The organism is Xanthocytophaga flava (genome assembly GCF_030068545.1).
In the GTDB taxonomy this organism is placed as follows: Bacteria; Bacteroidota; Bacteroidia; order Cytophagales; family 172606-1; genus Xanthocytophaga; species Xanthocytophaga flava.
On the sequence record NZ_JASJOR010000003.1, the window covers coordinates 214,532 to 234,958 of the forward strand.

Below are 20,427 nucleotides of genomic sequence, written 5' to 3' on the forward strand. Positions count from 1 at the left end.
ACTATTGATAGTTCCTTATTTTTGTGTTCTGTAAAGATATTGTTTTCAAATTGAAAGTCTAATCTGTACCTTTGCCCGAATTCTTATAATACAGGAAGATAATTATTTATTTAGTAGATCAGAAACAAGTGAAATATTACAAATACTTTCTGCTTAGTTTGGGTGTAATTATCCTTGATCAGGCTGTTAAAATGCTTGTACACCATACCATGTATCTTGGAGAAGAGTTTTCTGTGTTTGGTGATTGGTTTAAGATACACTATACCCGTAACCCGGGAATGGCCTTTGGAATTGTACTTGATCATCAGTATGGAAAGCTGGTTTTAAGTGTATTTCGTTTGTTTGCTATGGTTGGGATAGGCTACTATCTGTATTATCTGGCACAAAAAGGTGTAAATGAAGGTCTGCTATGGTGTACGTCTCTTATATTAGGTGGCGCTATTGGTAACGTGATTGATAGCACTATTTATGGTGTTCTTTTTGATTTGACTACTCCTAATGCTCCCACACCCTGGTTTCATGGAGAAGTAATTGATATGTTTTATTTTGATCTGTGGAGAGGAACAATTCCTTCATGGGTGCCACTATGGGGGGGAGTAGAGACCTCTCTCTGGCCTATCTTTAATATTGCCGATTCTTCTATTTTTGTAGGTGTTGCTATTATTCTTGTGATGCAGCGTACGTTTTTTGCACATCAACAGGAGACAGAAAATCCAAAAGAAAACTCGTTGGAAGTGACTTCAGAGAACGAAACAAACTCTAATACTGGCTCTACAGAATCCACAACGGCTGTTTGAGGACAGTATTATTTTCATTTAGTATACAAACCACTTAGCCATAGAACTAAATCGCGTCTATTTTACTTATAGATGTAATTTAGTTCTATGGCTAAAATTTTATACCCGATAGTAAGAGGTGTTGTTGCTATTTTTTACTTTTTGCAGATTGATGAGATGAGCTATACAAAACAATTAAGAAGGTTTGGTCAGGATGTTCCTGAGAATGTAGTAAAAGAATTATCAGGCTATACCTGGAGAGACTGGTTGAGAGTTCCCAAGAATAAACGGTTTGTTATTCGGGAAACTGTTTTTGTCTTTTTGATTTATGCGATATATTCAAAAGGATGGTCCTGGCAACCTATTATCAGTTCTCTGTTTGTGAGTTTGCCAGCTGGGTATATACTCGCTAATTTTGAAGCTCATGCTTCTGAATTTCGAATGATATTTCGCAGGAGGCGATTTTGGACTTATGTTATATTTAAGACATTACGTCTCACTTTGATTCTAACCGTTATATTTCATGTGATATTTTCCGTTGCCTATGTTTTGAAGATATCCTGGTTATTTCCATATTCCATCTTTGTCGATAACTTTGAAGATTTTTATACAAGACAATTTTTTGAATTTTTAATAGTTACATTAGTATTAGAGATGTTTGTAAATGTCTATTTAACATTAGACAGGAAGCTTGGAAAGAATTCGCTTATGAACCTGGTCACAGGTAAGTATCATCAGGCGCAACGTCAGGAAAGAGTATTTCTATTTCTGGATATTAAGAATTCAACAACAATTGCTGAATCAATGGGCGAACTGAAGTTTAGTGAGTTTTTACAGGATTTTTACTACGATATTAGTGATCCTATAGATCGTCAGGGAGGAGAGGTATACCAATATGTAGGAGATGAAGTAGTAGTTTCGTGGGAGGTATCAGAAGGTTTTAAAAATAATCACTGTGTAAGAGCATTTCTGGATGCGAAAACGAAAATTGAAAACTTCAGAGAGTATTATTATGATACCTATGGAATTGTTCCAGAATTCAAAGGTAGTTTACATTCAGGGTCTGTTATCGCTGCCGAGGTTGGAAAAATAAAATCAGAGATTGCATTCCATGGCGATGTATTGAATACTGCTTCACGAATGTTAGATTTGTGTAGAGAATTGCAGCAAGAGTTATTACTATCTGAACGGGTATTCTCACAATTACAACCAACAGAACTTTTCTACACAGTTGATCTTGGACATTATAACCTTCGTGGCAAGAATCAGTCTGTGGGATTATATGGTGTGAAATCTTTAAAAGACTCCTTTAAAAAAGAAAATAACAAAATAAAAGTAGAAGCATAGTATCTGACTTCTATTGCGAATGGGAAACAAGTGTTAGTATATGTTTAAAGAAACCGAACTCACTCAAAAAGCACAGCAACAGGCTGAGGGTTTACTGCAAGGTCTGGATAATAGTACATTTATTTATCATAATCTGGCACATACTCAAAGTGTTGTCAAAGCAGTTGTAGAGATTGGAGAAGCTAGTGGCGCATCTGAAAAAGAGATGGAAATATTGGTGATTGCTGCATGGTTTCATGATACTGGATTTTTGAAAGATCCTTCTCATCATGAAGAGCATAGCGTTAGTTTTGCTACCAATTTTTTAGGAGAAAATCATAAAGATGAACACTTTATCTCGCAGGTAGTTGGATGTATTCAGGCAACAAAAATGCCACAGAATCCGCATAATTTTCTAGAGCAGATTATCTGTGACGCAGATTTATATAAATTAGGGACAAAGGACTTTTTTGAAAATACAGAATGCCTGAAACAAGAACTTTCCTGTCGTTTTTCGAAGACCATAGCCTTAGACCATTGGAGTGAAGAGAACATTAAGTTTTTAAAGGATCATCAGTATTTTACTGTATACGCAAAAGAACATTTGCAACCCAGAAAAGATAAAAATATTAAGAAGCTAAAAAAGAAGCTTCAGGAATACCAGGAATCCAATAACCTGGAAAATCATTCTGAGCAAACAGAGCCAATTGAATTGAAGAAAGATAAAGAAAAGGATCAGGCAAAAGATAATAAGTTTGGCAGAGGTGTAGAAACCATGTTCCGCACTACTTCTTCCAATCACCTGCAGCTAAGTGGTATTGCCGATCAAAAGGCAAACATTATGATTTCAGTAAATGCTATCATTGTTTCTTTATTGATCTCTGTTCTTTTTCGAAAGTTTGAGCAATTTCCGAATCTTATCATACCTACCTCTATCTTGGTTAGTTGTTGTCTCACCGCTATTGTCTTTGCTATTCTGGCTACACTGCCTAATATAAACTCAGGAAGGTTTACTCAGGAAGATGTAATGAAGCAAAGAACAAATCTCCTGTTTTTTGGAAACTTTCACGGAATGGAACTGAGAGAGTATGAGTGGGGAATGAATCAACTCATTAAAGATCCTAACTTGCTGTATACCAGTATGATACATGATATCTATTTTTTAGGAAAAGTACTGGGCAGAAAATATAAATTAATTCGCATTTCCTATACCGTATTCATGTTTGGATTTGTGATTTCTGTAATCTCTTTTGCCATTGCCTTAATATTTTTTCCTGTAGAATCATTTTAAGGTCATAAATTGTAGCTTACCTGGTATATACTTGCAACCAATGATCATCTTTGCCCTATACAATAAGGCAGAATGGTTATCCTTTTATCAATTATTCATTTATAGTTATTATTTTAAAACCGTCTTTTAAGATAGGTAGTGACATTATTATTTTATGAGAACAATTTTACTGCTAAGTATTTTCCTGGGAATGTCAAGTATAGGATTTGCACAAAATCAATCGATCATGGATTCTGTACAAATCGTAGCCATTCTAAATGCTGCTGATACAAATGATAGCACGATTCATCCTGTAAAGTTAGACTGGAACTATGTCAAAAGTTATTGGTATGATACGAAAGCTGTTGTAACAAGGCCTTTTTCCTGGAATGAAAAGAATATTACTCAGTTTGCTCTTATTTCCTGGGTAGCGGGAGCTTCGTATTTACTAGCAGATCAGAAGATAAAGAACTGGTCTCAGGAAAATGTAACACATTTTACCAATACTGCCTCAGAGATTGTCGATCCGTTGGGAAATGGTCGGTATTTGTGGATTACTTCGGGCCTGGTATTTTTACATGGCCAGGTTTTCAAAAATCAGAAAAGTACACGGGTAGGCTTGCTTATCCTTGAGTCCCAATTGATTAATGGTGTATTAGGGCAAATTGTAAAGCTATCAGCAGGTCGCAAACGTCCTTGGGATGGTGCTACTGCTCATGACTGGGCTGGCCCTCAATACCCTCCTTATCATTCTTTCCCTTCAGGACATGCACAAACAGCTTTTGCATTAGCTACTGTAGTGGCAATGGAATTTAAACATATACGAGCTGTACCTATTATTGCTTATTCACTAGCTACTCTAACTGTAGTATCTAGAATCAATGCTAATGCACATTGGACATCTGACTTGATTGTTGGAGCTGCATTGGGCCATTTTATTAGTAAAACTATCGTCAGACAACATCCTGAATCAGGTGATGAGCATAGGAAGAAACTAGGTTGGCAATTACTTCCTACAGGTACAGGTTTTACTCTGGCAAAAAGCTTTTAAAATAATTTGGGCGCCAATACGTCTGGATAAAGATGATGAGTAGTAAAAATTACATATTGCTGGTATTGGCTTTTTTATCACTGGGATGTGATACTCGGAGTTTAAAAGAAATTCCGAAGGTTCCCAGTGGTAAGCTTCGTTATGATATCAAACATCCCAGTCAGAAGTTTTTTATGCCGGATGAACTGGAAGAGATTTCAGGGATTACCTATTACAAACCAGGTCAAATAATGTGTGTGCAGGATGAGGAGGGCAAAGTGTTCTTATATAACCTAAATGAGCGAAAAGTAAGTCGGCGAATACGTTTTGCAAAGGATGGAGATTATGAAGATTTAGTTTCTGTAGGTGAGGAGATATATGTGGCAAAGAGTAATGGCACCTTGCATCATTTTGTTGTTACAGATGATAAAATGGTGAATGATGATGAACTGGATACACCTTTAACAGAAGATAATGATGTTGAAGGCATTTGTCTTGACCCTGTAACACAACAACTATGGATCGCTTGTAAAGGGGATGCAGGAATTAAAACCGATTCTTTGAAAGGACGTGCGGTCTATGCATATGATTTACAATCCAATACACTGAATCCGAAGCCTGTTATCTTCTTGGCCAGTGAAGATCTGGAGTCGTTTGTAAAACCTAATCTCAAACAGACAAAAAAGAAAAAAGTATCATTTAAACCTTCTGCTATTGCTGTAAATCCATTGGATAAGAGAATTTATCTTCTGGCTGCTACTGGTAATTTATTAGTAGTTTTAAATAGAGATGGTTCCATTTATGAGGCTATTCCTTTATCTCCTAAAGTATTTCGACAGCCTGAAGGATTATGTTTTTCACCGGAAGGGGATATGTTTATTGCAAGTGAAGGTGATGGAGAAGTTGGATATATTGTACGTTTTGAATACCTGAAATAAAATACTTAGCTTCCACACTATGGACCCTTTAGAGATTTGTTGTTCTCCATTTATATATGAGAATTAATTATGAGGCATTTTTTTACCATTATTCTATTTGTTTTTTATTCTTCTTTCCTTTCAGCTCAATCTCCTAAATATACACTTTTCTTATTGGGTGATGCAGGAGCACCTGTGTTGAATGGTCAGGATCCAACCTTGCAGTTGCTGAAAACACAACTGGAAAAAACACCTAATAGTGCATTGATTATTTTAGGTGATAATATTTATCAGAATGGAATGCCAGATGTGGAATCTTCGGCTCGGGAAAATGCAGAAGCCCGAATAGTTGCTCAGTTAAAAATTTTGGAAAGTTATAAAGGCAATGCCTATGTAGTACCGGGAAACCATGATTGGAAGCGTGGTAAGGTGGGTGGCTGGAAATATCTGGAAAATCAGGAAAAGTTTGTTGAGAACTATCTTCAAAGAGGTAATGTGTTTTTACCAGACGAGGGTTGTCCCGGACCTGTTGAAATATCTTTAACCAATCAAGCAACCTTGGTGATCCTAGATACTCAGTGGTGGTTACAGCCAAAAGAAGATCGTCCAGGAGAAGACTCAGATTGTGAGTGTAAAAATGAAGCGCAGGTAGTAGAGCGGCTACAGGATATAATGGCTAGAAACCAAAATAAGCAAGTCATAGTGGCTGCTCACCATCCGATGTATACCTATGGAGAGCATAATGGCGCGGCAACCTGGAAGGATCATATATTTCCATTTACTCATCTGAGAAAGAATCTATATATACCATTACCTGTAGTAGGTTCTATCATGCCTCTTTATCGGGGGGGATTTGGCGATATTCAGGATATGAAACATGGGAAGAATCGTTTCATGCGAAAGTCTATTCTGGATGTTTTAACAGCCTATCCCAATACAATTTATGTAAATGGTCATGACCACAATCTGCAATATATCAAACGGGATAGTATGCATTTTGTGACAAGTGGGGCTGGATCTAAACGAACTGTTGTTAGAAATGGAAAATATGCTTTGTTTACAGACAGCCAAAAAGGATTTGCTCGTTTGGATTTTTATGAAGATGGTACTGTAGGGCTAGAATTTTGGGAAGCAGTTAAGCCTGAAAATGCTGTATTTAAGCAAACAATTATCACCAATAGAAAACCGGCTATTACAGCTCAACAAGATAGTATATCCCCTAAAGATGTTGTATTGCCCAAAAGTCAGATAGTATCTGCCAGTCAGCAATATGGTACGTCAAAATGGGGCGAAATGTGGCTAGGGAAAAATTATCGTGCAGAGTGGGAACAGCCTATTGAAGTACCCGTATTCGATATTGAAAAGGAGGGATTAAAAATTCTTCAGAAGGGCGGAGGGCAACAAACCAAATCACTTCGGTTGGAAGATGCGAATGGTAAGCAGTTTGTTTTGCGGTCTATTGAAAAAGATCCAGAAAGTGCTATTCCTGAATTCATTCGTAAGACTATTTTTGCTGATCTGGTACAGGATCAGATCTCTGCAGCACATCCCTATGGGGCCATTGCTGTGCCTGGACTGGCTGAAGCAGCGGGTGTGCCTCATGCAAATCCCAAAGTTGTTTTTATTCCGGATGATCCCCATTTTGGACAATATCAAAAGTTATTTGCCAATACACTGGCTATTTTTGAAGAAAGGAATCCAGGTAATGAAGAAGATGAGAATACTAAAAGCTATAGTACTATCAAGGTAGTGCAAAAGTTGGAGGATGATAATGACAATCGTGTAAACCAGCAGGCGGTAGTTCGGGCAAGATTATTTGATATGTTTATCTCAGACTGGGATCGCCATGATGATCAGTGGCGTTGGGTGGGACAGAAAACAGAAAAAGGAATAATTTTTAGCCCTGTGCCTCGTGATCGTGATCAGGCGTTTTTTATCAACGAGGGGTGGATTCCCAAGCTTGCCAGTCGCAAATGGGCCATGCCAAAGATTCAAGGATTTGGTTATACCATTCGGGATGTGCGAACACTGAATTTTAATGCCCGTTATTTTGATAGGTCTTTTTTAACGGAATTATCTTTAAATGACTGGCTTCAGGTTGCGAAAGATATACAACAGCGCATGACAGATGAGGTGATTGAAAGCTCGGTTCATCAACTGCCGGATAGCGTTTTTAAAATCAGAGGTCAGGAGATTATTAATAAGTTGAAATCTCGGAGAGAGATATTACCACAGGAGGCTGAAAAATTTTATCGCTTTCTGGCAAAGAAAGTAGATGTAGTAGGAAGTGATAAGAATGAGTACTTTTTGGTAAATCATCTGAATGATGCTCAGATTGAGATAAAAGTATATAAGACTAACAAAGATGGAGATTCTACAAAACTCTTATATCATAGAACGTTCACTTCACCAGAAACCAAAGAAATTAGTTTATACGGATTAGGTGGCAAGGATCTCTTTATGATTTCTGGTACTACTAACAAATCGATTAAAGTACGAATCATTGGTGGTGGTGGCAAGGATGTAATTGCTGACAACTCTAGAACTAGTGCCGGAAAGACAATTGTATATGATACCAAAGACAATACAGATATAAAAACATCTGCTCCTGTTCAAGACAAAACGTCAGATGATCCAAAAGTCAATGAGTACAATCGAAAAGCGTTTAAATATGATTTAGTACTACCCTTATTGTCTGCTCAGTATAATCCGGATGATGGGATTTTCTTTGGTGGAGGTGTTCTGATTCGCAAACAGGGCTTTAGAAAAGAGCCATTTGCTGCCCAACATAAAATTACTGTTAATCATGCCGCTGCTACGGAAGCATATAATTTTGACTATCAGGGGACATTTACAAACGTTTTCCCTAAAACAGATCTTCAAATCAATGCAGAGATAAAGGCACCCAATTTTGTAAATAACTTTTTTGGGTTAAGCAATGAGAGTGCATATAATAAAGAACAACGCATCAATTATTATCGGGTGCGATTTGAGAATCTGAGTTTGAATGCTTTATTTTTTAAGAAGGTCAGTTCTCAAACGAAATTCTTTCTGGGGCCACAGATTGAAAGTGTAGAAATAGAAAGTTCTGCGAGAAAGCGGTTCATCTATGAATATGCTTCTGAAAATAATTTACCGGAGAGTTTCTTTGACCGAAAAAGTTATGCTGGTTTGATGGCAGGTTTTCGAATTGATTCGCGGGATAATAAAGTATATCCTACCAACGGTGTTTTCTGGAATGCTGATCTGAAAGTGATGCGGACATTAAATGACAATATCACGCAGCCATACACGCAACTTTCTTCAGAGCTAGCCTTTTACTGGAGCATAAAGCTACCTGCCCGGGTGACTTTTGCAACCCGGTTTGGCGGAGGAGTTAACTTTACCAATTATGAATTTTTTCAGGCAAATAGTTTGGGTGGCCTGACAAACTTAAGAGGCTATCGTCGTACCCGGTTTTCTGGAAGGGATAGTTTTTATAACAACACAGAAGTTCGAGTTCGGTTATTTAGCTTTAGGACTTACCTTTTCCCTGCATTTGGTGGAATTGTTGGGTTTCATGATGTAGGTCGTGTTTGGGTAGACAATGAAAAATCCAATGTATGGCATACTGGTTATGGTGGAGGTATTTTTCTGGTCCCATTTCAACAGGTTGTCGTTACTGCCTTATATGGATTCTCCAAAGAAGATAGTTTACCCGTGATACGACTAGGCTTTTTCTTTTAGAACACTAACTGAATATATTTTTATCACAGGCTGATATACAGGAGTATGTCAGCCTGTTTTTTATGTCATAACTTTTTGTAAGAGATGGATAGAATGTTCAATTTCTCCCAGGTTAGAAGAGGCAAATCCCATACGGGTCATATTTTGCAGATCACAATCATAATTCTTTCCATTACCTAACAGTAAACCTTGTTTTTGAGCTTCTGTTGATAAAGTTTCCAGATTGTGCCGTTGATGAAATGTAGCCCATACTGCCATACCACCTTCTGGTACTTTAAACGAAATGGATTCAGGAAAGTGCTTTTCTAACAGATCACAGAAAAAATTCCGGCGTTCGTGATAAAGCTTCTGTGCTTTTTTGAGATGGCGTTTCAATTCCCCCTCTGCAATCAGTTCTGCCATCGCTTGTTCCAGAATAAGGTCTCCCTGTCTGTCAATTATTCTACGCAGATAACCTGCTTCTTCTATAAGGTTTTGTGGCGCAACAATGTATCCGACCCGAAAAGCAGGTGCAATTGCCTTGGTTAAAGAACCCACATACACCACCATGCCATGCGTATCTGCACTGGCTAATGGTAGAATTGGGCTACTGGTGTAATGGAAGTCATAATCATAGTCATCTTCCAGAATGGCAAAGCCATATTGTGCTGCCAATTGTAATAAACGAATTCGCCGTTCTGCACTCAGTGTAACTGTTGTTGGATAATGGTGGTGAGACGTAATATAGAGTAAACGTATAGATTGCCCTTTGCAAAGTGTTTCAATAGAATCTACACATATTCCTTGTTCATCAACCGGAACACGAAGCAACTGTACACCTAGTTGTTGGAATATCATATTCGCTGCCGGATAATTGGCTTCTGCTACGATTACTTTGTCACCTTGTTTACAGATAATTTTTGCTGCCAAATGAATTCCCATAACACTACCTCGGGTAATACAAATATTATTTGAGGAAATTGCCAGTCCTCGGCTCTGATGGAGATAATCTGCCAAAACTTCGCGTAGGTATGGGTTGCCCTGTGTTTCACCATATAAAAGAAGCTTCTTTTGGAAACTGCGTTGTAGAATAGTCCGGTAGGTACGTGAAAGTGCTTCTACTGGAGCCAGGCGTACATCGGGAAAACCATCATCAAAACCTATAAGATTGCCTGCTTTGATAACTGGCCTATGCAGAAGTATATTGGATTGAATCGTAAAACCGGTTTGTATAGGGTAAGCATGGGATAAGTTATTGGCCAAAGATATCTTCTCTGGTGTGACCTCAGGTAATTTTTTATTTACAAAGGTTCCTTTGGCAGGTATCTGTTCTATCCATCCTTGGGTTAAAAGTTCTTCATACGTTTTAATTATTGTTTTTCTATGCACTTGCAACTGTTCGGATAAAGCTCTGCTTCCCGGCAATTTAGTTCCCGCTCCGATGACCCCTTTCTTTATCTGTAAGATCATGTTATTGGTGATTTGCAGATAGATAGGAGTAGTGCTTTGTCTGTCAATAGATAATAAGGTAGAGTAAGGAAGCATAAACCGGACTACTTATTGTATGGAAACTGGATGCCTTTGGTAGTCCTGTAAATGTATACTTTTGAAAAGTAATCATCAAGTATACTATGGTATTCTCTCCTGATACTTCAGGATCAACTCAATAACAAATCCTTATATCCATCATTTCTAATGAATGCAAACTATGGAAAACACTTCTCAAACATTTGAGCAAACAGAACGTACTACTCTTACGAGATCTCTTAAAAGAGGGACCTACGACAAGCAGACCATTTATGATATCCTGGATGAATCATTGGTTTGTCATGTATCCTATGTACAAAATGAACAACCCTTTATGATTCCAATCAGCTATGGGCGAATTGATGACAAGCTATATATTCATGGTTCTGTGGGGAGTCATTTTTTCAGAGAGTTGGCCAAAGGAATAGATGTTTGTATTTGTATCACTCTGTTGGATGGACTGATCCTTGCGAGATCAACATTCCATCACTCTGTAAACTATCGGTCTGTGGTTATTTTTGGTAAGACAGAATTGGTTACTGATGAGGAAGAAAGATGGAAAGCTTTGGAATGTTTTACAGAACATATTATTCCTGGTCGTTGGAATGATGCCCGGCAACCCAATGCCAGTGAAATGAAAAAGACAATGGTAATCTGTATTCCTCTGGAAGAGGCTTCTGCAAAAGTACGTACAGGAGGTGTAAATGATGACGAAGAGGATATGAACTTGAATGTCTGGGCAGGTATACTACCATTAAAACTGGTTCCCCAACTACCTGAGCGTGATGCTGTTCTTGATCCCAGTATTGAATTACCCGACTACATTAAGAATTACAATAAGTCAGTGAAGAGAGTGTAAGGTAGTACATTATAGAGTTAATTGATAAAAACGCCTGAGTGAAATATATTTCACTCAGGCGTTTTCTCTTATTTGAGAAACAATCATTTTATACTATTTTGAAGGCTTAATCTATTTTACCAATGAAATATATCCTACTCTTTTTTGTTTGTCAGGTAACCTTTGCACAATGGATAGTACAGAACAGTAATACCCAGGCGAGTTTTCGAACGGTAAGTGCTATTGATAAAAACACATGTTGGGTTAGCGGCTCCGGGGGGACAGTACTCCGAACATTGGACGGTGGCACATCATGGCAAAAACTCACAGTTCCAAATACAGACCAACTTGATTTCAGAGATATTCATGCGTTTGATTCCCAAACCGCAATTATTATGAGTGCAGGCGATGGATCAGAAGGAAAGGCAAAATTATACAAGACTACAGATGGTGGAACTAACTGGAAGCTAGTCTATTCAACAGACCAGAAGGGTGTTTTCTTTGATTCCATAGATTTTTGGGATAGACAACATGGCATTGCTTTTAGTGATCCGATAGATGGTAAATTCTACATCATTGTTACTTCTGATGGGGGAGATACCTGGAAACGCATAAATTCTGAGAATATTCCTGCTGTTAAGGATGGTGAAGCTGCATTCGCTGCCAGTGGAACAGCCTTAGTTGTACAGGGAAATACAAACGCTTGGATTGGTACAGGTGGAGAAAATGGTGGAAGAGTTTTTTATTCTACAGATCAGGGACAAACCTGGCAAGTATCAGAGACGACTATAAAAGCAGGAAAGACTTCTGGTGTATTTGGTGTACGGTTTTTAGATGCTAAAACGGGTGTTGCCATTGGAGGAAATTATGAAAATGTGAAAGAGGCTTTCCTGAATGTTAATGTAACGAAAGATGGTGGAAAGACCTGGACAGCTGCTTCACAAACTGTTCCTGCTGGTTTAAAGGAAGGAGTTGCTATCTACAATAAAAATACATTGGTTGCTGTAGGCCCTTCAGGTACTTGTTATTCAACGAATTGGGGGAAGACCTGGACTAAGATAGATGAATCAGCTTTACACGCTGTTAGTTTCGTTGGAAAATCTGGCTGGGCTGTAGGAGGGAAGGGGCAAATTGTAAAGTTCAATGATGCTATTCTGAATCAGGGAGCAAAATAGAGGAAACTGTATGTCAAGAGAGATTTTCAAAATAACAAAAGCCTCATGATAGAGGCTTTTGTCTTATAAATAGTGTTTTGCAAACAACTAATCTCCATCCAGCAGATTACCCAGGCCACCTAAAATAGAACCACCTTCTTTGTTGCTGTTACGTCCATAAGGAGCAAGAGCCTCCACTAGTTTGGATATAGGCATAGATTGTAGCCATACACGACCTGTACCACGTAAGGTTGCCAGAAAGAGACCTTCTCCACCAAACATCATAGAACGTAAACCTCCTGCCTGCTGAATATCAAACTGGATACTAGGTTCAAATGCTACCACACAACCTGTATCAACACGTAAACTTTCGTTGTTAAGATATTTTTCAATCACCACACCTCCTGCATGAATAAAGGCTAGTCCATCACCTTGTAATTTTTCAAGAATAAAACCTTCTCCACCAAAAATACCGGAACCAAGTTTTCTGTTAAAGTGAATGGAAATTTTGGTTCCTAGTGCTGCACATAGAAAGCTATCCTTCTGCGCGATCAGTGTATTGCCTTGCATCTGTGCCAGATCAATAGGTAGAATGGTTCCAGGGTAAGGTGCTGCAAAAGCAACTTTGCTACGCGGATAACCCCGGTTAGTGAAGTGGGTCATGAAAAGAGATTCACCTGTGAGTAAGCGGGAGCCAACCTGTTTAAGCATACCCATAAATCCACTATTGGCTTGCGACCCATCTCCCATCTTAGTTTCAAACTGAATACCATCGTGCATATAAACCATTGCACCTGCCTCTGCTATGACAGTTTCATTTTGATCCAGTTCAATTTCTACAATCTGAATGTCTTCCCCAATGATTTTGTAGTCAATTTCGTGTGATTGCATGAGGTTAGATAGTTGTTTTTATAAAAAGATTAAGGTTGCTTTAACTGCTTTTTTTGTCTTTGCGATTTCTTAGTTTTTTATCATCTACCTTTCTATTGAGAAACTCATTGATTTTATCAATGTCGTAGTTGGCTGTAATCTCACCAAATGTATTGACCGTAAGTTCCAATCCATCTAGTTCGGGATGAACTTTGGGTTTATTTTCGGAATTTTCTTTCTTTTTTGCCATGACTGTAAAGGATTAGAAAACGTATAAAGAACTTTGATAAAAGCCTGTGCCTTGACTTTTACGACAGGCACAGGAAATGAATATACAAATTTCTTGTTTAACCTATTATAACTAATTTATCAATAGCCTTTTCAATCCTGTTACTGGTTTCTTCTTTTCCCAGAATGTCCATGATTTGCATAAGATCAGGTCCGTGTCCAGCTCCTGTCAATGCTAATCGAAGAGCTGGCATAACTTTTCCAATTTTAACTCCTGCCTTTTCCAGGACTGTATGCAGCGTTGCTTTGGCTGTTTCTGCATTGAACTCAGTTATAGTAACCAATTCATCTTTAAACGTTGTTAATAAAGTCACAGCTTCCTGATTCCACTTGGTTTGTACAACAGCTTCTTCATACACTGCTGGTTCCTGGAAGAGGAATTCTGTTTGTTCATAAATTTCCTGAGGAAAGGTAACCCGTTCTTTCATCAGATGAACAATTTTATTCGCTTTCTCCTGAGAACAAGCGATATTTTTTTGCTGTAAGGCGTTAACTAGCCCATCTGCTAATTCTGAATCAGGCTTTTGACGCAGATAGTGCTGATTAAACCATTTGGCTTTCCGAATATCAAACTTAGATCCTGTTTTATGTATTCTTCCCAATGTGAAGCTGTCAATCAATTCATCCAATGAAAATAACTCTTTATCTGTACCATCATTCCAGCCAAGTAAAGCAAGGAAATTGATTAGTGCTTCTTTATAATATCCTGCTTCCCGATACCCAACAGATGTAATATCTTCACCATCGGCATTTGTTCCATTCCATGTTAATGGGAAGATTGGGAATCCCATCTCATCGGCATCCCGTTTGCTAAGTTTTCCATGTCGTTCTTCAATAATTTTACCTTTTTCATCCAATAAATCAGGCTTCAGAATCAACGGCAAATGGGCAAATTGAGGGGCTTCCCATCCAAGGAATTTATATAATAATATATGCAAAGGAGCAGATGGAAGCCATTCGTCACCCCGAATCACATGGGTAATCTGCATCAAATGATCATCTACAATATTGGCCAGGTGATAGGTAGGCAGTCCATCTGACTTCATCAACACTTTATCATCCAATGTATTGGCATGTACAACCACCCAGTCACGAATTAAATCTTTGAAGCGAATTTCTTCCTTCATTGGAACCTTAATACGAATTACATAAGGAGTGCCTGCATCAATTAATTGCTTTGTCTGATCTTCATTTAATGTCAGAGAGTTACGCATTTGTGTACGTGTCAATGCATTATAGGAAGTATTGGCGGCACCTGCAGCTTTTAAGCGCTGACGCATAGCCTCAAGTTCTACATCTGTATCAAACGCATAATAGGCTTTTCCTTCATCCAGTAATTGCTGAACATATTTCTGATAAATTTCTTTTCGTTCAGACTGGCGGTATGGTGCATGTGGACCTCCCACGCCCTGTCCTTCGTCAATATGAATTCCTACCCACTTAAGTGATTCTATAATATATTCTTCCGCTCCGGGTACAAAACGCTTTTGATCAGTATCTTCAATGCGGAGTAACATTTTTCCGCCCATTTTCTTTGCAAACAGATAGTTAAACAGGGCTGTACGAACCCCGCCAATGTGTAAAGCCCCCGTTGGGCTAGGTGCAAAACGAACTCTTACTTCCATGTAGTCGATAAATAAATAAATCTGGAAATGATATATAGCTACAGAGTTAGCAACTCTGGGTTTTCTAAATCGGTGGCAAAGCTACAAAATAGACAAGAGGAATAGAGCGAAAATCTGATAGAATCTCTGTATCAATAAAAAATATGTCTTCTTATGGATTTATAGTAGCAGCTATAATACATTCAATCACTTTTTCAGGAGCACAACCATTTAATCCTGCTCCCCAACTGGCATTAAACTCCAGAATGAACCATCCCTTAATTGAGGAGTATCCCAGATCAACCACAAATGTTTGTGGTAAGTCAGGAACGTTATCTAAAAAGTCCTGAATAAACTCTTTGCCCGTTTCCAAAGATGTGGTGCCTTCATAGATGGCGATGTCTTTCAGCGTATACTGTAACACAAAACATCGTGCTTCTGCTTCTATAGCTACAATTTCAGAAACCAGCAGTTGTGTATTATGGGCAAGTCCTTCTGTTTCTACAAGAAGGTCTGTTTTTGTTTGATAAACGGCTGCTTTAAATTGTTTAGGGACAACCGATTTAATAAAGATTGGAAAGAGACTATCTGTAATAGAGTCTAATGATTGGGTATGTATTTGTCTTTTAGTCCAGATTGGAGCAAGCTTTGTGAGTAGTAGATCGTCAGGAGAGATAAGTTGAATAGCAAATAGTTGGGCTGAAACTAGTGAAAAAGTATCATTTCCGTAAATGGCGAATTTTTGTGTAAGAAGGTTGGCAGGCTTTTCCCAGAAACGATCTAATCGTATGACTTGGCCTCCCATATTTTGCCAGACTGCAGCAACAGAAAGTCTTTCTGTATCTGATTTGTAGGGAATAAACAGTGTTATCTCAGAAGGAATAAGCATAGAGGACAAATTAGTTTTTGGAACGAAGTCCTATACGATTTCCCTCAGTATCGATAAAAATAGCTGTATACCCCTGATCTGGCGAGATGAGGCGTTTGGGAAAGAGTATCTTGCCACCCACCGCTTCTACTTTATTAAGAATAGTACTCAGATCCGGATTTGCATCTATATAAATCATTGGTCCTTCAAACGAAGGTTTGTAAAATTCTGCATGTTGACATAATGCTCCGGAAACTCCTGACGGAGAGGCAGGAAAACTGCCTATTTTTAACGCCCCCAAGTCAAGTAGTTGAATCTTGATATCAAAGATTGTTTCGTAAAATATTTTGGCTCTGGAAAGATCTGTAACAGGAATCTCAAACCACGCAAGTGAAATACTCATGGCAAAATATATTAGCTAAGTAAAATGTCAAGATCACAAACTAGATTTTAATCTCATACGTATCGGCATCCAGGTATGCTGGGAATTTTTCACGATACGTCTGAAGATCATTCCTGTCTAGCTCAATAGTTTTGATTACTTCCTCGTATTCGGCATGAAATAATTTTTCTCCTCGATGGCTGATTACTACAGAATCTCCACTGTATGGAATATTTTTTCCATCAGTTCCAACCCGGTTTACACCTACCACATAACTCAGGTTTTCAATAGCTCTTGCCTGTAATAAGGTGTTCCAGTGCAAGCGCCGTGCTTCAGGCCAGTTTGCAACATAAATAAGACAATCATAGCCATTAGATGGGGTAGATAAATCTTTGTTGCGGCTCCATGCCGGGAAGCGGAGGTCATAACAAACTAAGGGTAAAAACTTCCAGTTTTTTATAGTAGGATATATATTTTTAGTACCTGCACTATAGGTTTCATGTTCATTAGCCATTCGGAAAAGATGACGCTTGTCATAGGTTTCATAACTACCATTCGGACGCATCCACACCAGACGATTGTAAAAGTTTCCGTTTTCCTTTACCACAAAGCTGCCCGTAATAACTGCATTCATGGAGGCTGCCATCATCTTGAGCCATTTGAATGTTGTAAAGTTCATTGGTTCTGCTACTGCTGGAGCATCCATTGTAAAACCTGTGCTGAACATTTCAGGTAGGACAATCAGATCGGTTGGTTCTTGTATATTCCTGATTTTTTCTTCCAGAGAATGAGTGTTAGCTCCTGGGTTTTCCCAATGCAAAGCTGTTTGAATCAACGTAATCCGAATGTTTTCCATACTATTTAGTGAGCAGTAGATTAATGTACAAAGATGTGGTTAGCAAATATACTATTCTCTCTGATAAATAAAGATACAAGGTTAGTACCTGAAATACATTTTCAAATAAAAAATCCCCAACAGTAAATGTTGGGGATTATAGTAGGAAGCATTGTATGTTATTTATCTAACTCTGCAGGGATATTTTCAACATTGAAGAATTTGATCGCATCATTTTCTTCATCATAGAACATACCGACCACATCATCTTTGTTTATTTTGCCTGCCAGGATATCTTTTGACAATTCATTGAGTATTAACCGTTGCATTACCCGTTTCAAAGGCCGCGCTCCAAATTGTGGGTCAAATCCTTTTTCTCCAAGTACATCCAGTACCTCATTATTCGGTTCAATATGGATTCCGCTTTCGGCCAACCGTTTCTGGATCTGACGGAATTGAATGTCCACAATTTTCCGGATTTCTTTCTTCACCAGAGGCTGGAACATTACAATTTCATCTACCCGGTTAAGGAATTCCGGACGAATCATCTTCTTGAGTAAATCAATCACCTGCTCTTTGGTATCCTCAATGGTCTTCTCACGATTCCAGTCTTCCATCTTCTCAAAGTTATCCTGAATGATGTTAGAACCCATATTGGATGTCATAATGATAATGGTATTCTTAAAGTTGGCTATCCGGCCTTTGTTGTCTGTTAACCGACCATCATCCAATACTTGTAACAGAATATTGAATACATCCGGATGGGCTTTCTCAATTTCGTCTAGTAAGATTACTGAGTATGGTTTCCGGCGTACTGCTTCAGTCAACTGACCACCTTCATCATATCCAACATATCCTGGAGGCGCACCTACCAGGCGACTCACTGCATGGCGCTCCTGATATTCTGACATATCAATACGTACCATCGCATTTTCATCATTGAACAGATACTCAGCCAGTGCCTTAGCTACCTCGGTTTTACCAACTCCTGTAGTACCCAGGAATATGAACGAGCCAATGGGACGTTTAGGATCCTGCAATCCGGCCCGGCTACGACGAACGGCATCTGCAACAGCCTCGATTGCCTCACTTTGTCCTGCAATTCGTTTACCTAGCTCTTCTTCCAGATGCAACAGCTTTTCTCGTTCGCTTTGTAGCATTTTAGACACAGGGATACCTGTCCACTTTGCTACTACTTCTGCAATATCTTCAGACGTTACTTCTTCCTTCAGCAAAGGCCGGTCAAGAGTTTTTACTTGTTTTTGAAGCTCTTCCAGTTTCTTTTGGGCTTCCACGATTCTTCCATAACGAAGTTCTGCCACCTTTCCATAATCACCGGAACGTTCTGCCTGTTCAGCTTCTACTTTATACTTTTCAATATCTTCTTTTTCTTTCTGGATCTCATCGATCAGACTTTTTTCATTCTGCCATTTGGCTTTCAGACTATCTCGTTGTTCATTCAGTTCTGCCAGTTCTTTGGATAGAATAGCTTCTTTATCTCTATCATTCTCTCTGCGAATGGCTTCTCTCTCAATTTCCAGCTGCATAATACGACGGTTGATCTCATCCAGCTCTTCAGGCAGAGAATCCATCTCAATTCGGAGTTTGGAAGCTGCTTCATCCATCAAGTCAATGGCCTTATCTGGTAGAAAGCGATCAGAGATGTATCTGTTTGATAATTCTACAGCGGCAATCACTGCATCATCTTTAATCCGAACACCATGATGTAGTTCGTATTTATCTTTGATACCCCGAAGGATAGAAATGGCATCCTGTACATTGGGCTCATCTACAAATACAGCCTGAAAACGACGTTCCAATGCTTTATCTTTCTCTACATACTTCTGATATTCCTTTAAGGTTGTTGCACCAATAGCATGTAATTCACCACGAGCCAATGCAGGTTTTAATAAGTTGGCTGCATCCATTGCGCTTTCTCCACCACCACCAGCTCCAATCAGTGTATGTATCTCATCAATAAACATGATGATTTCACCATTGGAGTCTGTAACTTCTTTTATTACAGCCTTTAGACGTTCTTCAAATTCTCCTTTGTATTTCGCGCCTGCAATCAAAAGTCCCATATCCAGAGACATTAATGTCTTAGACTTTAGGTTTTCAGGAACGTCTCCATTAACGATCCGCTGTGCTAATCCTTCAACAATGGCAGTCTTACCAACGCCAGGCTCTCCAAGCAGAATTGGATTATTTTTGGTTCTCCGTGATAGAATCTGTAATACACGTCTGATTTCTTCATCACGACCGATTACAGGATCAATTTTACCTTGTCGTGCCCGTTCAGTTAAGTTAATAGAATATTTCTCTAATGAACGGTACTTACCTTCTGCATGTTGATCTGTCACTTTATTTCCTCCTCGTAATTCTTTAATTGCGTTTTTCAACGCTTTTTCGGTGATACCTGCATCTTTTAGTATCTGTGCTGTACGATCACGACCTGCAAAAAGACCCAAAAGAATATGTTCAACAGATACAAATTCATCTTCCCATTCCCCTAACATACCTTCTGCTTTTTGAAGAGCTGCCGCTGCATCATTACCCAGATAAGGATTCCCTCCACTTACTTTCGGATAAGCCTGAACTATTTCGTTCAGACGTGTCTCCAATGCTTTTTGATTTACATTTAGCTTCTTTAATAAGAAGCCAATCAGATTCTCATCAGATTGAAGTATGGCTTGCAGCAAATGACCAGTTTCAACGGCTTGCTGGCCATGGCTTAAGGCAACCTCAGAGGCCAGTTGAATGACTTCCTGAGATTTAACGGTATATTTGTTAAAATTCATAGTGGTTTAATTTCTAGGGTTGATAGCTATAGTTTTCATAAGTTATAGTATTTTATCCTGTGTAAGCAAATAGAATGATTAGTATCACCACTTTATTTTTTATTTCTTACAAATTCTGGACACTGTCTATCTATCAAATAAAAATCCATTCCTTAAAAAGCTGAAAATATGTCCGTTTTCTTCTGTTTTTAGAGGATAATCAGCCATTTTGGCATTTTGAGCCCATCCTGTATCAA

The 20,427-nt window shown here is 38.6% G+C and carries 16 protein-coding genes; 8 read left to right on the forward strand and 8 right to left on the reverse strand.

Going from position 1 to position 20,427, the window contains the following annotated elements; all coding sequences use genetic code 11:
* Window positions 1-128 precede the first annotated feature (128 nt).
* From QNI15_RS06280 to QNI15_RS06305, 6 genes are all read left to right on the forward strand, one after another.
* A complete protein-coding gene (locus tag QNI15_RS06280) occupies window positions 129-797 on the forward strand; it encodes a lipoprotein signal peptidase (RefSeq protein ID WP_313985817.1) in 669 nt (222 codons plus the stop codon).
* 87 nt (window positions 798-884) lie between these two features.
* Window positions 885-2,123, forward strand: a complete 1,239-nt coding sequence (locus QNI15_RS06285; RefSeq protein ID WP_314031059.1) for an adenylate/guanylate cyclase domain-containing protein — start codon at window positions 885-887, stop codon at window positions 2,121-2,123.
* A 40-nt stretch (window positions 2,124-2,163) separates the two neighbouring features.
* A complete protein-coding gene (locus tag QNI15_RS06290) occupies window positions 2,164-3,393 on the forward strand; it encodes a Pycsar system effector family protein (protein ID WP_314004099.1) in 1,230 nt (409 codons plus the stop codon).
* Window positions 3,394-3,547: 154 nt separating this feature from the next.
* Complete coding sequence (locus QNI15_RS06295; RefSeq protein ID WP_314031060.1) at window positions 3,548-4,423, forward strand: phosphatase PAP2 family protein; 876 nt, start codon at window positions 3,548-3,550, stop codon at window positions 4,421-4,423.
* A 32-nt stretch (window positions 4,424-4,455) separates the two neighbouring features.
* On the forward strand, window positions 4,456-5,340 hold the full coding sequence (locus QNI15_RS06300; protein WP_314004093.1) for an SdiA-regulated domain-containing protein: 885 nt from the start codon (window positions 4,456-4,458) through the stop codon (window positions 5,338-5,340).
* Between the two features lie 69 nt (window positions 5,341-5,409).
* Complete coding sequence (locus QNI15_RS06305; protein WP_314031061.1) at window positions 5,410-9,045, forward strand: metallophosphoesterase; 3,636 nt, start codon at window positions 5,410-5,412, stop codon at window positions 9,043-9,045.
* Window positions 9,046-9,105: 60 nt separating this feature from the next.
* Here the strand turns inward: QNI15_RS06305 and pdxR are convergent, their stop codons facing one another.
* Window positions 9,106-10,569, reverse strand: coding sequence for a MocR-like pyridoxine biosynthesis transcription factor PdxR (pdxR, locus tag QNI15_RS06310; RefSeq protein WP_314004087.1), 1,464 nt, complete (start codon window positions 10,567-10,569; stop codon window positions 9,106-9,108).
* 163 nt (window positions 10,570-10,732) lie between these two features.
* Between pdxR and QNI15_RS06315 the strand changes: the two genes are divergently transcribed.
* The gene (locus QNI15_RS06315; protein ID WP_314004084.1) at window positions 10,733-11,410 is read left to right on the forward strand and encodes a pyridoxamine 5'-phosphate oxidase family protein; all 678 of its coding nucleotides are present in this window, start codon (window positions 10,733-10,735) and stop codon (window positions 11,408-11,410) included.
* Between the two features lie 122 nt (window positions 11,411-11,532).
* Window positions 11,533-12,564 (forward strand): WD40/YVTN/BNR-like repeat-containing protein, encoded by a 1,032-nt coding sequence (locus QNI15_RS06320; RefSeq protein WP_314031062.1) that lies wholly within the window; start codon window positions 11,533-11,535, stop codon window positions 12,562-12,564.
* 87 nt (window positions 12,565-12,651) lie between these two features.
* Here QNI15_RS06320 and QNI15_RS06325 read toward each other — a convergent pair whose 3' ends face one another.
* The 7 genes from QNI15_RS06325 to clpB all read right to left on the reverse strand — a co-directional run bounded on the left by QNI15_RS06325 (window position 12,652) and on the right by clpB (window position 20,191).
* A complete protein-coding gene (locus QNI15_RS06325; protein ID WP_314004079.1) occupies window positions 12,652-13,434 on the reverse strand; it encodes a TIGR00266 family protein in 783 nt (260 codons plus the stop codon).
* A gap of 40 nt (window positions 13,435-13,474) precedes the next feature.
* Window positions 13,475-13,663, reverse strand: a complete 189-nt coding sequence (locus QNI15_RS06330; protein WP_313985841.1) for a hypothetical protein — start codon at window positions 13,661-13,663, stop codon at window positions 13,475-13,477.
* Between the two features lie 97 nt (window positions 13,664-13,760).
* The gene (gene gltX / locus QNI15_RS06335; RefSeq protein ID WP_314004076.1) at window positions 13,761-15,326 is read right to left on the reverse strand and encodes a glutamate--tRNA ligase; all 1,566 of its coding nucleotides are present in this window, start codon (window positions 15,324-15,326) and stop codon (window positions 13,761-13,763) included.
* A 151-nt stretch (window positions 15,327-15,477) separates the two neighbouring features.
* Window positions 15,478-16,194: an ATP-grasp domain-containing protein gene (locus QNI15_RS06340; RefSeq protein WP_314031063.1), complete on the reverse strand. Its 717-nt coding sequence runs from the start codon at window positions 16,192-16,194 to the stop codon at window positions 15,478-15,480.
* Window positions 16,195-16,204: 10 nt separating this feature from the next.
* On the reverse strand, window positions 16,205-16,576 hold the full coding sequence (locus tag QNI15_RS06345; RefSeq protein WP_314004070.1) for a VOC family protein: 372 nt from the start codon (window positions 16,574-16,576) through the stop codon (window positions 16,205-16,207).
* Window positions 16,577-16,616: 40 nt separating this feature from the next.
* Window positions 16,617-17,411 (reverse strand): amidohydrolase, encoded by a 795-nt coding sequence (locus tag QNI15_RS06350; RefSeq protein ID WP_314031064.1) that lies wholly within the window; start codon window positions 17,409-17,411, stop codon window positions 16,617-16,619.
* A 158-nt stretch (window positions 17,412-17,569) separates the two neighbouring features.
* On the reverse strand, window positions 17,570-20,191 hold the full coding sequence (gene clpB, locus QNI15_RS06355) for an ATP-dependent chaperone ClpB (RefSeq protein ID WP_314004065.1): 2,622 nt from the start codon (window positions 20,189-20,191) through the stop codon (window positions 17,570-17,572).
* Window positions 20,192-20,427: the final 236 nt, after the last annotated feature.

Coding starts and splice junctions, on each gene's coding strand:
- QNI15_RS06285 (WP_314031059.1), top strand. CDS start 885: ATGGCTAAAATTTTATACCCGATAGTAAGAGGTGTTGTTGCTATTTTT.
- QNI15_RS06320 (WP_314031062.1), top strand. CDS start 11,533: ATGAAATATATCCTACTCTTTTTTGTTTGTCAGGTAACCTTTGCACAA.
- QNI15_RS06345 (WP_314004070.1), bottom strand. CDS start 16,576: ATGAGTATTTCACTTGCGTGGTTTGAGATTCCTGTTACAGATCTTTCC.
- QNI15_RS06325 (WP_314004079.1), bottom strand. CDS start 13,434: ATGCAATCACACGAAATTGACTACAAAATCATTGGGGAAGACATTCAG.
- QNI15_RS06315 (WP_314004084.1), top strand. CDS start 10,733: ATGGAAAACACTTCTCAAACATTTGAGCAAACAGAACGTACTACTCTT.
- QNI15_RS06350 (WP_314031064.1), bottom strand. CDS start 17,411: ATGGAAAACATTCGGATTACGTTGATTCAAACAGCTTTGCATTGGGAA.
- QNI15_RS06305 (WP_314031061.1), top strand. CDS start 5,410: ATGAGGCATTTTTTTACCATTATTCTATTTGTTTTTTATTCTTCTTTC.
- gltX (WP_314004076.1), bottom strand. CDS start 15,326: ATGGAAGTAAGAGTTCGTTTTGCACCTAGCCCAACGGGGGCTTTACAC.
- clpB (WP_314004065.1), bottom strand. CDS start 20,191: ATGAATTTTAACAAATATACCGTTAAATCTCAGGAAGTCATTCAACTG.
- QNI15_RS06295 (WP_314031060.1), top strand. CDS start 3,548: ATGAGAACAATTTTACTGCTAAGTATTTTCCTGGGAATGTCAAGTATA.
- QNI15_RS06340 (WP_314031063.1), bottom strand. CDS start 16,194: ATGCTTATTCCTTCTGAGATAACACTGTTTATTCCCTACAAATCAGAT.
- QNI15_RS06300 (WP_314004093.1), top strand. CDS start 4,456: ATGATGAGTAGTAAAAATTACATATTGCTGGTATTGGCTTTTTTATCA.
- QNI15_RS06330 (WP_313985841.1), bottom strand. CDS start 13,663: ATGGCAAAAAAGAAAGAAAATTCCGAAAATAAACCCAAAGTTCATCCC.
- pdxR (WP_314004087.1), bottom strand. CDS start 10,569: ATGCTTCCTTACTCTACCTTATTATCTATTGACAGACAAAGCACTACT.
- QNI15_RS06290 (WP_314004099.1), top strand. CDS start 2,164: ATGTTTAAAGAAACCGAACTCACTCAAAAAGCACAGCAACAGGCTGAG.